The organism is Arcobacter siniprincipis (SeqCode) (assembly GCF_048571125.1).
Lineage (GTDB): Bacteria > Campylobacterota > Campylobacteria > Campylobacterales > Arcobacteraceae > Arcobacter > Arcobacter siniprincipis.
Genome location: NZ_CP182343.1, coordinates 2,134,928 through 2,148,927, shown reverse-complemented (window position 1 = coordinate 2,148,927; position 14,000 = coordinate 2,134,928). Strand labels below are relative to the sequence as shown.

Genomic DNA, 14,000 nt, shown 5'->3' with positions numbered 1-14,000 from the left:
AAAAGGAAATTACAATGAGCAAAGCATCATTCAACACACAAACAGTTAAGCCTTATTCTACTAAGCATAACAATAGAGAAAGACCACCTCATTATTTATTAGACCATGAATGTCAAAATAATGAGTTTAAGTCATATATTTCGGATAGAAATGTACACCTTGAAAAAGCTGAGAAGCTTGTAAAAGAAAAAACTGGTCGTGCTATGCAAAAAAGTTCAAAAGAAACTTTTTGGCAAGAAGCAGTTATTAATATTATGCCTGATACAAAACTTGAGGATATTGAAAGGCTTTTTAAGAATTTAAATCAAGCTTTTAAAGGTGGCTTTGAGCTATCTGAGATAGCAATACATAAAGATGAGGGAGTATTTGTCGATGTGACTTTAAAAGCTGATGACTTATGGTTTAATTCAACTAAAAAAGAGTGGATTCATAAACCTACTGGTCAAAATGTCACTCATAGGGTAATTGCATATGCACCAAATGTAGATATTCATTACTGTAAAGAAACTAAAGAATGGTATTTTGATAAAGAATATACGCAAAAAGCTCCTAAAATGCAAATGTATTTTAATAATCATGCTCATGCAGTTTATAATCGGTTAGACTATAAAACTGGAAAGATGCTTAGACTATCAAAAAAGGATATGTCTAAAATTCAAGATATTACAGCGGAAACTTTAAATATGCAAAGAGGAAGACTTAAAAGTGAATCTAAAAACGAAAGAAGAAATCCTCATCAATTGAAACAAGAGTATAAATACGATAATGATTTAAAAAGACAGCATCTTGATGAAATAAAACAACTTAGAGCTGAGTTATTAAAAGCAAATGCAAAAAGAGAAGATTATGAAAAGATTGAAGCTTTAAATAGGCAGTTAAAAGAACAGATAAAAACTAAAGATTTGACAATAGAGAGTTTAAAAGAGCAAGTTGAGGAATATAAATACTCAACAGAATATATCTTTGATGATGATACCGCGGTAACTAAAGATGATGTGATTAGTTTTTTACATGATAATAAAAAAGAATTACAAGAGGAGATAAGAAATTTGAATTTAGAATTAAATAACGTAGAAAGTGAGATAAGAAGAGAAAAGAAAAAATTGAAAAAAGTTGAATATCAAAATAAAATCCAGACAATTAAAATACAAGATTTGGAAAATAAAATACAAGAGATGAGAATAAATAATATTCAAAGACCTAAGTGATTACTTCACAATTAATCTATGATTTTCTTGTAGTCTACGAGATATTTTTTAAATTCTAAAAAATTTAGATTTAAAATAAGTTAGATTATATGAAGATAATAATATTATTATTATCTTTAAATAGTTACTTTATATAAACAGATAAATCACTTATATGATTTATCTGTGATTATTTTATTAGGAAAAATAAATGTTAAATGTTAAATTACTCTTTTTGGCAATATCAACTACTTTGTTATTTTATGGTGTAGCACCATTTTGGTCAGATAAAGCTACTGTCTATACAAATATGAGTTCAGATAAACTTTTAAAAATAGTTCAAACTTCTGATTTTTATATACCTTTTATTTTTTTTACATTTGTATTTTATATTATCATTATGATAATTAGTAAAATCATTGGAGTAATTTATAATAGAATTCATTATAAAAATACAGGGGAAAGGATTTATTACAAAGAAAATCATTTGAGTGTTACTAACGAAGGTTATAAAAGTAGTAAATCAGGAAAAGTATATCAACCTAGTGAAATAAAATCAACTGAGTATGATGTTCTTATTCCTACAAATAAGATAAAAGCATTTATTCATTTCCTTGGAGCTTTTTTTGTATTTACAATAGTTCCTTCGCTAAGGAATTCTGCTGTACCTACTGAATTGGCATATGTAGTAGCTCCAATTTTAGTTATATCTGCTTTATATCATTTTTCTTATACAAAAATTAGAGTAACACTTTGGCTAGTTAATGGTAAAAGGGCTACTGTTGATTTTATAAGTTCAAAATATGCACGTAAATTCCAAAAAGCAATACAAAAAATGAAAAAAGATTATGAAAAGAATAAAAAGAAACTTATAAAATCTCTAGAAATAGAGCAAACTTTAAAAGCTCAAGAGAGAAAACAAATAGAAAAAGAAAAAATTGAAAGAGCTAATAAATTAGCTAGTGAAGAAAATAAACAATAATTCAAAATATAATTTGAAAGGGAAGTATCATGAAAGATAAAATTTATTACAAGTCAAACGATTTTATGGTTACAGGTGCTGGGTATATAAATACAGAGATTAATAAAACATTTCCACCAGAAACAATAAAATCAACTGAGTATAATGTTCTTATTCCTAGCAATAAGATAAAAGCTTTTATTCATTTATTTGGAGCATTCTTTGTTTTTACAATAGTTCCCTCTTTAAGAAACACTGTTGTTCCAACTGAATTAGCATATGTAATAGCTCCAATTCTGGTTATATCTGCTTTGTATCATTTCTTTTATACAAAAATAAGAGTAACTTTTTGGTTAACTAATGGTAATTATGGTACTGTTGATTTTATAGGTTCAAAATATGCACGTAGATTCCAAAAAGCAATTAATCAAATGCTAGAAGATTATCGGGCTGAAAAAGTAGCTAATTAATCAAATGAAATTAATTATCTCTATTATAATACTTGTATTATTTTTTAATAGTTGTGTAATGCAACCAGTAAATATTCAACCCAAAATAAATGATTCAATTAAAATAATCGTTGCAAACGATGTTTTAAGTATTAAGAAAGAACTTTCATCAAGATTCAATGTATCTAGTACTTCAACTACTATTTTGAGCTTAGAGGTAATTAAAAATGATGTAGAGAGTTCAAAGTATAAAAAGAAAATCTATATCAAAGATGGAATGTATCAATATAAAAATTGTTATGTAGATACTCATTATTTTGATGTTGATGTTTTATATCGAAATAAAAAAGAGTTGATTAAAATAAAAACAGATAATGATAGTTGCGATAAATATGAGTTTCCAGACTATAAAGCATATTCTGTTAAAAGAGTAGTTGATGAGATTGTTAAGTTTATAAATGAAACAAACAAATAACTAGAGCAAGGATAAACATGCACCAAAATAGCAAATATATTAAATTTTCATGCTTAAAATGTCGTTGTGAATATGCTGTGCTTAAAAACTCATTGAGGTTTATTTGTACTGATTGTTATACTGATGTAGTAGATTTGGACAGAATGAAAATGTTATTGGATGGATTTAGGTCTAAAAAATAGTACAAATTTTAAAAATATATCATAAAATTAATACTAGCTTAAAATATGTAGTTATCCCAATAAAAATTGAATTTACTATGCTACATGTGTAAAAATTATTGACTAAACTACATATTTTAAGTTAAGTTTAAAAAACTTAAATTGAAATAAAAGTTAAAATAATAAAATCTTGTGGACAATCATAGACCTTTTATAGACAATCATAGACCAAATGTGGACAATCATAGACTATTTATGGACAATCATAGACTAAAATCATTTATAAGAGCCTATTAAAAGGGCAAATTTTTGCTTACAATAAGATAATAAGATAATAAGAAAGATAGTTAAGTTTTAGTTTGTGAACATTTGATAGACTTAATTTACACATAAAGTTAAATTTTATTGAATTATTATGTATTTTAAAAATTATTATTATACAATTATTTAATTAATGTTAGGAGCTAAAAAATACTATGGTTTATATTGAATTTAAAAGAGCTTCAAAAAAACATTTAGTTACATGTGAGCATTTGATTGAGAAACTTGATGTTAATTGTAAAGTAAAAGAAAAGTACATATTAACAAATATATATTATTTAAGTGGATATATATTTGAAACAATATTAAAATTTAGTATTTATTCTGCAGTTGGATATGATAGACAAAAAGATATTAAGAAACTTAATCAATGTGGCTTATGTTATTTAGATAATATACAAATACATAGTTTGGTTAAATTAAAGAGAACTATTGAAGCTAATAATATTAGTAGTATATATAATTATGATGCCCATAAAACTTTATTTAATGCATGGAATTCAGAAATTAGATATTTAGAAAAAGTAGATTATGAAAAAGATGATATAATATCATTTTTTAAATTTGCAAAGCAAAATTATGAAATACTTCAACAATACAAATAAAGGGAATATGTGTTACTTGCTTTAAAAGAAATAAATAATTTAGAACATTTTTTAAATACTCTAATAAATGAAAAAAAAATATATAAATTTAGAATATATCTGAATCTTAATACCTCAATTTCAGTAGATTTAGTCGGAAATATAGACGAAAAAATAAAAAAAGAAATAGAAACATTTGCTCCAATTGATATTTCTATTGATGAATGGATTAGTATTGAAACTTATAATGATGATGAATATTATCAAAAGTTATTTGAAGTAACTATAGATAAAGAACATAGAAGAAGACTAGTAAATTTAATTGATAATAAGAATTTAAAAAGTAAAAATAATAATATCCCAATCATATCATTTTATAGTTATAAAGGTGGAGTCGGAAGAACAACTTCTTTAATTACATTTGCAAATTACTATGCATATCATTACAAGAAAAAGGTTGTAATCTTAGATTTTGATTTTGAAGCACCGGGGTTAACTAATTATTTTGATTTTTCATTGAAAGAACTTGATTATAAAAATGGTGTTTTAGAATATATATTGGATAAAGAATCCTCAACTGAGAAATTAAATTTATTGCAAAACTATATGATAGAAGTATCTAATGAATATTCAGGAGATGGTTCAATTTATGTTATGCCTGCAGGAAATTTATATGGTGATGATAATTTAGATAGTTATATTGAAGCATTAGCAAGAATTGATTTTAATAGTACAGATATTATTGTTAATCAAATAGTGTCTTTAATTAATGATATTCAAAATGAATTGTCTCCAGATGTTATATTAATTGATTCTAGAACAGGATTTAATGATATATTTGGACTTTTAATAAATAAAATATGTAACGTAATTATTGGAATATTTGAGGATAATATTCAAACTGAGCCGGGTGTAAAATTATTTCTAAAAGAAATATATAATAATTCTGAAAATCAAATTAATTCAATACTAATAAATTCTTTAGTTCATAAAGATAATGGCTATATAAAAAGATTAAAAGGCTTTTCTGAAAAAATTAATGATTATCTTGTATCTATAACTGATGTTAATTATGCACCAGACATATATGATTTAAGAAAATCAAACATTTTAGGAAATTTAGGAACTATTGAAGATGAAAAAGAAGATTATTTTGATTTTATAAAGAATAATACGCCTAATGATTACAAAAGATTTTTTCTTAAATTAGTTGAATTGATTGATAATCTTAGTGATGAATCAGATATTGGAAATGATAAAGATGAAAAAGAATGTTTAGATAATAATCAATCAGACTTTGAAAATGATAAAGATGAAAAAGAATGTTTAGATAATAATCAATCAGACTTTGGAAATGATGAAGATGATGATTATAAAAGACAAATGCATTTGAGAAATAATATTTTAGAAACCATATATAAAAATTATCCAGAAAGTTATGCTGAAAATATTAAATATAATGATACTTTTTTAACAGAAAAATTTTATTTTAGAAAATGTATGGAAGATATATTTAATTTTGATAAATTATTATTAATAGGGGGTAAAGGGACTGGTAAAACAGCATTTTACTCTGCTTTACGTTATGGGGATTTTTTATCAAATTTGAAAAATAAAGCAAATAAAAGTCAAATAAAATTTTCTGTAATTGATGTTATTTCTATTAAAAGTCAAAATAAAAATAAATATTTTGAAATAACTAATTTTGACCAAAATGATATTCAAGATAAAGAATATTTTTATAATAGATTTTGGATGATATATATATTAAATTCAATTTTATTAGATAAGAATAGTATAAATAATTATAAAATATCAGATTCTCTATCTAATATACTTCCTCAAAATTTAGAAAATTCAACTGAAAATAAGTTGTTTTTTGAAGAATTTATAAAGAATGATAATAAATTCATTTTAATTGAAAAAGAGTTAAAAAATATTGATTTACACTTAAAAAAATATGACTTAAATTTATTAATTACTTTTGACCAACTAGATTATATTGTTAAGCCTGTATTATGGTCTGAGATAGTTGCTCCATTGATAGATTATTGTAGAAGTTTACCTTTTTTAAAAATACAGCCAAAACTTTTTTTAAGAAGAGATTTATATACAAAGTTAACAAATTTAACCAATAAAAAATCTTTAGATAGTAAAATTATTAATCTTGAATGGTCAAAAGAAGAAATTTTTGCATTTTTCTTTAAAATTGTTTTTGCATTTGTAAAAGAAGATTTTTTTTCTGTTATGAAAATGGATTATACTATTTCAGAAGATAGAATTGAAACAATACGAAAAAAAATACAATATAAAAATAATTATAATCAAATTGATACTGATAAATACAATATTGAACCCTTGGTTAATACTTTTTTTGGAAAATATCCAAATCCAAACCCGAAGAATAATCATGTTAAATATTCCAAATCATATGACTGGTTTTATGAAAGTTTGGCAAATTCAGATAAGACAATTAGCCTTAGACCTTTTTTAGATTTAATTAAATATGCAATTGGAATGTATAAAAAAGAAGGAACAACTTATCCTAAGCCTATTTTACATCCTTATTTTTATAATCATAGAGATAGTAGGAAAAATTGTATCCAGAATTATTTTGAAGATTTAGCTAATGAAAAGGGTAATGAAGATTTTAAAAAAATAATTGAACATATTAAAGATTCATCTCGTTTTCCATCAGAACTTAGATTTAGAAGACTTAAAGGTAAACAGTATGATAAATTTTTGGAATATTTTTTGGAAAACTTAACATTAGATAGTAAAAGTAAGGAAGATATTGAAGAGTTGTTGATTTTTAATGGAGCCATTTCTATACATCATTATAGTATGGACAAAAAAGTTTGTGCTTTTGCTTTCTTATATAAATATTATTTGAACTTAAAAGGATAATAAAAGATTATTTTAGAACATAAATATTAGAATAAATATTTTATTAGTTGTGTTTATTTAAAGAGTAATTTATTAGACTTATCATATTAATTAATAAGTTTATCCAAAGCTTTAATTGCCCGTGAAGCCTGCTCTTTAGATTTAGTAACATACCTTTGTTCTGTAACGATAATTGAACTATGACCCAACATTCTACTTACATCTGCAACTGCTACTTCATTTTGAAGTAGGGTAGTGGCTAACATATGTCTTATATCATGTAATCTAAGTCTTGGTTTTCCAAGTGTATTTAATAGTCTTTGAAAGTGCCATCTTGGAGTTTCTTTTGTATAGTTGAAAATTTTAATATCAAGAGTATCATTTAATTCAATATGATTTAGTGTTGCTTGTTCTTTGATTGCATTTAATAATGTATCATCTAATTCAAATACTAACTCTTTTTTACCTTTTGCTCTTCCCGCAGGAATTTTAAATGTATTTGCAGATAGATTTAAATCTGAATATTTTAAATTTAATACTTCTGAAATTCTACGACCAGTAAGTAAAAATAAGAAAATGTTTTTTATTTCAGGAAATTGATAATATTTGTTTCCATCTGCATTTACTAAACTATAATTTCTCATTGCTTTTATTATTGTTCTTGTATCATCTAATGTAAGGGTATAATCAATTTTATTATCTACTTCTGGTATTTCCAATAAAGACCAGTCCAAATTTAATGGTTTTAAAAATGTTTTTAAATTTAATGCTAAAAGTTTTACTGTTGCAGGTTGTCTTTTACCAATTAATTTATTGACTTGCTTTTGTACATCATGAACTGTAATTGAATTATAAGGCTTATTATGAAGTTCTTTAGCATGAGTTAATAGGTTAGTCGAATAATTTTGGATTGATGATTCTCGTAGAGATATGCTCTTTTGTTTTATATATAATTTTGCTTGTTCTAAAAATGTATTTGTTTCTGTTGTATTTTCAGTATATTTTTCTCTAAGTGTACCTTTTGTTGCAAGTTTTTTCTTTAATGATTCTCTTGATGCAGATACAAAATCAATTGATTTCTTAAATCCTATATCTTTTGTATTGAAATAAAATACTTTTTTACTTGCTTTACCATTTATTTTAAGTCTTAGTTGAAGTTTATAATTACCGTTAATATATTTATTTGCTTCAATAACTGATGTTATCTCTTTAACATTATCATTTGTGTCAACTGCAAGTGAAATACCAGTACAATTTGAGTTAGCTAATTTTACTCTAATATATTTTTCCAAAGGTACACCTTTTAATAAGTACACTTTAAAGTACACTTTTTTATATATAAATGTACCAAAGTATATGAAAAATATTTTTAAAGAATCCTTTAAATAGGTTAAGTTGTGGTATGTGTATTAAAATATATCAAGAGGTATATATTTAACACATATTATATAGAATTGGTCAGGAGAAAATACTGTAATAATGATAAAAAAAGAATTGTATCTAAAATTTAAATAGTTGTCATTTTGACATATATTCTAAAAAATGATAGAATTTTAATAAAGAAAGGTTAGTCATGGAAGTTAATAATATAATATTTGAAAAAATATTGATAAATAATCATATTTCAAAAAAAGATTTTTCTGAATATTCAAAAATTCCTTATGATACTGTTGTTGGATGGAAAAAAAGAAATTATGTTCCTCCTTATGCTATGGTTATATTAAAAGACATGAATTATCGAAGAAAACTTGATTTAGATATTGTTCAAGATTTGAGGAAGAATTTTGAAAAACCTAATAATGTAGAATATCTCTTAACTAAAAATGAAGAGAAAAGATTAAAATCAGTATTTTGGGGTACAAATTATACTATTAGCGATATTGTTAAAGGGATAAAAGAAAATAATCAAAAGATTTTGAAACGATTAGAGGAGAATCTTCCTTCTCTTGTGCAAAGAGAGATAATAGGTAAATTAATCAATGCATAGAAATGATTGGAGTTCAGTATTTAAAAATCAAGATAAAATACTTGAACAATTAAAACCTTTAAATAATAAAATCTTTCTTGCAGGTGGTACAGGGCTTCAAAGGTTTGTATTACCTGCTTCTTACAGACATTCAGAAGACCTTGATTTCTTTATGGAAAAGTTATGTGATAAAGTTGAACTTGATGAAATAAAGAATGAAATTGTAGAATTAATGTCAAAACTTCCAGATGCAAAACTTATTGATATAAAATGGATTAAAGATGAATTATCTTGGAGAATGTTTTATGACTTTGAAGATAATGATGAAATAGTTAAAATAGAAATACTAAATTTTACTTGTTCTAGAGTAAAAGATGTTACTTTTAAAAATGAAGAATTATTTAGAACTGAAAATTTATATAATCTTTTGTTGTACAAATTAAAAGCTTTATGTGACCGTCCTGATACTATTAAAGACCTTTTTGATTTATATTTTATTTTAAGAGATTTAAAAGAAGTAAATATATCTTCTCTTATTAAAGATATTAATAGAAAATTTAAAGATGCAATTGGTATAGAATATTCAAAAGAGAATATTGTTAATGCCTTAAGTCATAGGTTGGACTGGGATATTGAGATTGGAGAACACATAAAACACTTGCATGGGTTAAAAATTGAAATTGATTCTTTTCAAGAAGAATTGAAAAATACTTTTGAGTATAATACTATTCTTAACTTTTCTTATCAAACAAGAATTAGAGCAAAAGCACAAAAGTTTGATTTAGTTGAAAATGACTATATTGATGTGGTAGAAGATAATGAGTTTATTGTCGAAGAGTGGAATAATCACTATAGGTTATATACTCATTCATAGTTAAAATTTATACTATATATCAGGGGTATTTGTTTTTAAAATATAACCTACACCTTTAATAGTTTGAATATCTAACTCTGGTACTTTTTTTCTTAGTCTAAAAAGTAATTGTCTTCTATTCTCATCATAAGTTGCATTGTCATGCCATAATGTTAAATCAACATATTCATTGGATATTACACTGTTTTTATTTTGTATTAGCATATATAAAAATTGTTCTTCTTTTTTTGTTAGAGTTATCTCTTTATTATTTTTCAATAAAACTTTATTTTGTACATCATAAACATATTCATTATCAAGTTTAATTGCTTCAATTTTATTATTCAGTCCAAAACGAAGAGAGGCTAGTTTTACTTCTCTAAGAAGATGGGCATCTAAATATGGTTTTACAATATATCCTGTAAAGTTGACGCTAGAAGCTTCAGTTAGTGTTGTATCATCGTGGTATGATGTTAAAAATATAACTGGAACATTGAAGTTTTTTTGAATAAGCTTTGTTGTTTCGATACCATTTAGTTCACCTTTGATATTGATATCTGCGATGATAATATCAACATGCTCTTTAAACATTGCCTCTAAAGCATTTTCACTTCTACTTGCAATAGCAACTACATGGTATCCTGCCCATTCTAATGTTCTTTTCATCTTTTGTGCAGTTAAAGTTGTATCTTCTATGATTAATATGTTAATTTTTTTCATGTAAGTATTTTATCACTTCTGCGTTATATTTATCGTTATATTGTAAAAACATTACTTTTTTTATGTTAAACTTTTGAAAAAAAGAGTCTTATGCGTTATCCAATCATTTTATTAGTTTTTTTATATATAAATTTACAAGCAACTATTTTGGTCAATACACCAAATAATATAGACCTTCTCCCCAACTCCAAAATATACCATGATATAGGCAATTACGAAACCATAAATACTATTTTAAATAAAAATGATAAATTTATTACAACAAATAAAAAAGTTGTTGATTATTGTATTTTAGCTCCTGAAGGTGTATGGATAAAATTTCAACTTCAAAATCCTACATCAAAAACAATAGAAAAGAAAATTAGTTTCGGAAATATCTTTTTAGAAGAAATTGAGCTTTATGAAATAAAAAACCAAAAAATAGTATCTAAAAAAACCACTGGATTTTATCGCCTTGGAAAATTTGATGGAAGAGTTAAGCTTAATGTTTCTACAACTATTGAGCCAAATAGTACACAAAATTACTATCTTCATGTGAAAAATGAAAAACTCTCTTTGTGGTTCAATCCAATACTTCATGAAACAAAAGAGTTCAGTAAAGAAGATACAGCTAAACAAGTAATTTGGGCACTCTTTTTTGGTGGGATATTATCTCTTGTTTTATATAATATCTTTTTATTCATATTTACAAAAGACAAAATCTATTTGTATTACTTTTTATATCTTATTGCTACACTTTTACAAAGCGAATTTTCTATATATATAAGACTTTATTTTTTTCCTATGGATGATATTGAATTTGTCAAAAAAAGTTTATATTTTAATCTTTTTTATGCAAATGTTTTCGTTTCCTTTACTATGACTCTTTTTATTCGATATTTTTTGAATACAAAACTTTATCCTAAAATTGACTTATCTTTAAAAACCATCATTTGTATAATACCTGTTTATTATGTTTTACAAATCTTTGATATCTTTACTGTTCCACAGGTAATTCTTTTTCAGTTTGTTACCCCATACTATTTTCTTGGGATTGGATTTTATGCTCTTTATAAGAAAAATCCTCAAGCAAAATTTTTCTTATTGGGCTGGAGTTTTGCTCTTTTAGCTTGGTTATCACTATTTTTCAAATTTTTGGGACTAATTCCTGAAAAGTATGTATTTACTTATACCTTTGAAACTCTTATTATGGCAGAGGTTATTTTATTTGCTATATCATTAGCGTATCGTATCAAAAGATTAGAGATGAAAAAAAACGATTTAACCAAGTCACTTTTAATACAACAACAAAATGAATCTAACCGTTTAGAAAAAATTGTAAACATAAGAACTCAAGAGTTAAACAACGAATTAAAACAAAATGAACTCCTGCTAAAAGAACTACATCATCGAGTAAAAAACAACATGCAATTTATCACTTCTCTCTACGCACTTAAACTCAATGATAACAATGATGAATTCATTCAAGAAAAACTCTACGATGTAGAGAGAAAAATCCATGCTATGAGTATCGTACACCAGATGCTTTACAATCAAAAAAATCTTGTAAATATTGATGCAAAAGAGTATTTTGAAAAAGTTTTACAAAATATAAAAGATAGTTTCGAGCTAGAAAATATCACATTTGAACTTGATATAAACTCTTTTTTAGACACAGAAGAGGCTATATATTGTGGTCTTATAGTAAATGAGTTAGTTACAAATGCTGTAAAGCATGCTTTTGATTCAAGTGGGGGAATCATAAAAATTTCACTAAATAATGTAGATAATGGAACCTTACTAGAAGTTTCTGATAATGGTATTGGAAAAGGTGCTAACACAAAAGCAAACTTTGGAGAGATGATGGTAGAATCACTTGCAACTGACCAACTAGAAGGAAACCTTCAAGTAGTAGTTGATAAGGGAACACATATTTCTTTATGGTTTAAAAATAAAATACAAAAAAGTAACGGTGAATATAACGATAGCTAAATATAATACTTGTATATAAAAAAAGAAGAGATTTCTCTTTTCTTTATACAAGGACAATATTATGAAAGCAAATGTAAATTATAGTTCCCGTTTAAAAATCTTACAAAAAGATATGAGGATAAGTTTAATAGTTAGTGTACTTTTATGTAGTACAACATTTATATTTGCAGATTCTAATAATAATGAACTCAATACTATTAGTCAAAGTAATAAAGAGACTAAAGATAACTCATCTGAGTTAAGAATATTTGGAGCAGGTGAAAGATTAGATGATAAAACCTACTCAGGAATGGGAATAGAGTATAAAGATGACAATATCAAAACAGGTATTGAGTATGGAAATGATTATAATAAACTTTATGGAGTTTATAAATATGCCTTGCCAAAAAACTTCTATTTAAAAGGTGGAGTGGGATATTTAAATAAAGAAATACCTTTTAATTCTGAGTTGATTGATATCAAACAATATACACTAGGAACTTCTCTTGGTTATGGAGATGATTCAAACTATAATATTGAAATAGGATATCTTGGAAATAAACTAAGCAATGCATATGATGCAAATGGGTATACCAATACTGTGTATGTAGAAACTTTGGCTCAATATGAGATGGATTATGAAAAAGATTGGGGAACGCTTGAAGCTGTGGGTACTTATCAAAACTCACATCTATATCATAAAAATTATTCTGGAATGATTGTAGAAGCAGCTTATTATCCTATCGAAGATATCAGAACTTCTGTGCAATATGATGATGCACAAGTTGTAGATGAGAATAATTATAGAGTAATACTGGGAGTTAAATATGCCTTTGCCTCACAAAAATGGTCTCCTATATTTAAAGCAACTGCTAATACTTCAAACTCAGTCTCGTATGGTTTGGTGTATGATGAAGACATAGAAAATGAGCCCTTGAGTAACAGAGATTTCTTTGAAAATCAAATAGGAACAGGAACTCTTAAAGCACAAGAATTAGCATCAAGTGAATTTAACCAACGAATTCAAAAGAGTTTAAATCGTGATAATAATACAAATACCGAAAAAACATCCGTTCCAAATACAAAACCTACAGGAGAAAGTTTTACAGTTAATATACCAGGCAATGGATTTACAAAATCTGTAGACTTAGCTTCACATATTCAAGATGTGGATGGAGATACTTTAACTGTGATTTATGTTGGTAGTGGAGTGATAAGAAGCCCTTGGGGTTCCTCAATACAGACATCTACAATATCAGGTACCATCGCTACCCTTTCAATCTCTGCAGGTTCACCTCCTGGGCTTACCACTGATGCATATTTAGAATATAAAGTTTTTGATGGAAAAGAATATAGTCCCGTATATAGACTTACAATAACGAATTTCGGAATATAGATTTTTATGATAATGATAAAAAGAAAAAAAGTTAATTTTATATAAAAAAGTAACGGTGAATATAACGATAGCTAAATATAATACTTGTATA

Annotated in this window: 12 protein-coding genes; 10 read left to right on the top strand and 2 right to left on the bottom strand. The window is 25.3% G+C overall.

Going from position 1 to position 14,000, the window contains the following annotated elements; translation table 11 throughout:
• Positions 1-14 precede the first annotated feature (14 nt).
• From ACNI3D_RS10775 to ACNI3D_RS10750, 6 genes are all read left to right on the top strand, one after another.
• Positions 15-1,208 (top strand): hypothetical protein, encoded by a 1,194-nt coding sequence (locus ACNI3D_RS10775; protein ID WP_419766989.1) that lies wholly within the window; start codon positions 15-17, stop codon positions 1,206-1,208.
• 190 nt (positions 1,209-1,398) lie between these two features.
• The gene (locus tag ACNI3D_RS10770) at positions 1,399-2,169 is read left to right on the top strand and encodes a hypothetical protein (protein ID WP_419766988.1); all 771 of its coding nucleotides are present in this window, start codon (positions 1,399-1,401) and stop codon (positions 2,167-2,169) included.
• Between the two features lie 29 nt (positions 2,170-2,198).
• Positions 2,199-2,618, top strand: a complete 420-nt coding sequence (locus ACNI3D_RS10765) for a hypothetical protein (protein WP_419766987.1) — start codon at positions 2,199-2,201, stop codon at positions 2,616-2,618.
• 4 nt (positions 2,619-2,622) lie between these two features.
• Positions 2,623-3,072, top strand: a complete 450-nt coding sequence (locus tag ACNI3D_RS10760; RefSeq protein WP_419766986.1) for a hypothetical protein — start codon at positions 2,623-2,625, stop codon at positions 3,070-3,072.
• 637 nt (positions 3,073-3,709) lie between these two features.
• Positions 3,710-4,159, top strand: coding sequence for a hypothetical protein (locus tag ACNI3D_RS10755; RefSeq protein ID WP_419766985.1), 450 nt, complete (start codon positions 3,710-3,712; stop codon positions 4,157-4,159).
• Positions 4,160-4,168: 9 nt separating this feature from the next.
• Complete coding sequence (locus ACNI3D_RS10750) at positions 4,169-7,045, top strand: KGGVGR-motif variant AAA ATPase (RefSeq protein WP_419766984.1); 2,877 nt, start codon at positions 4,169-4,171, stop codon at positions 7,043-7,045.
• An 86-nt stretch (positions 7,046-7,131) separates the two neighbouring features.
• On the opposite strand, the gene ACNI3D_RS10745 is transcribed toward ACNI3D_RS10750, so the two are convergent.
• Positions 7,132-8,316, bottom strand: coding sequence for a tyrosine-type recombinase/integrase (locus ACNI3D_RS10745; protein ID WP_419766983.1), 1,185 nt, complete (start codon positions 8,314-8,316; stop codon positions 7,132-7,134).
• Positions 8,317-8,597: 281 nt separating this feature from the next.
• Here ACNI3D_RS10745 and ACNI3D_RS10740 point away from each other — a divergent pair, with 281 nt between their 5' ends.
• Both ACNI3D_RS10740 and ACNI3D_RS10735 read left to right on the top strand, forming a co-directional pair.
• On the top strand, positions 8,598-9,011 hold the full coding sequence (locus ACNI3D_RS10740; RefSeq protein ID WP_419766982.1) for a hypothetical protein: 414 nt from the start codon (positions 8,598-8,600) through the stop codon (positions 9,009-9,011).
• Complete coding sequence (locus ACNI3D_RS10735; protein ID WP_419766981.1) at positions 9,004-9,864, top strand: nucleotidyl transferase AbiEii/AbiGii toxin family protein; 861 nt, start codon at positions 9,004-9,006, stop codon at positions 9,862-9,864. Before ACNI3D_RS10740 ends, ACNI3D_RS10735 begins: the two co-directional genes overlap by 8 nt.
• A gap of 12 nt (positions 9,865-9,876) precedes the next feature.
• On the opposite strand, the gene ACNI3D_RS10730 is transcribed toward ACNI3D_RS10735, so the two are convergent.
• Positions 9,877-10,563 carry a response regulator gene (locus tag ACNI3D_RS10730; protein ID WP_419766980.1) on the bottom strand — a complete coding sequence of 229 codons (687 nt, stop codon included), beginning with the start codon at positions 10,561-10,563 and terminating at the stop codon, positions 9,877-9,879.
• Positions 10,564-10,653: 90 nt separating this feature from the next.
• Between ACNI3D_RS10730 and ACNI3D_RS10725 the strand changes: the two genes are divergently transcribed.
• Both ACNI3D_RS10725 and ACNI3D_RS10720 read left to right on the top strand, forming a co-directional pair.
• Positions 10,654-12,534, top strand: a complete 1,881-nt coding sequence (locus ACNI3D_RS10725; protein WP_419766979.1) for a 7TM diverse intracellular signaling domain-containing protein — start codon at positions 10,654-10,656, stop codon at positions 12,532-12,534.
• A 61-nt stretch (positions 12,535-12,595) separates the two neighbouring features.
• On the top strand, positions 12,596-13,909 hold the full coding sequence (locus tag ACNI3D_RS10720) for a hypothetical protein (protein ID WP_419766978.1): 1,314 nt from the start codon (positions 12,596-12,598) through the stop codon (positions 13,907-13,909).
• Positions 13,910-14,000 lie beyond the last annotated feature (91 nt).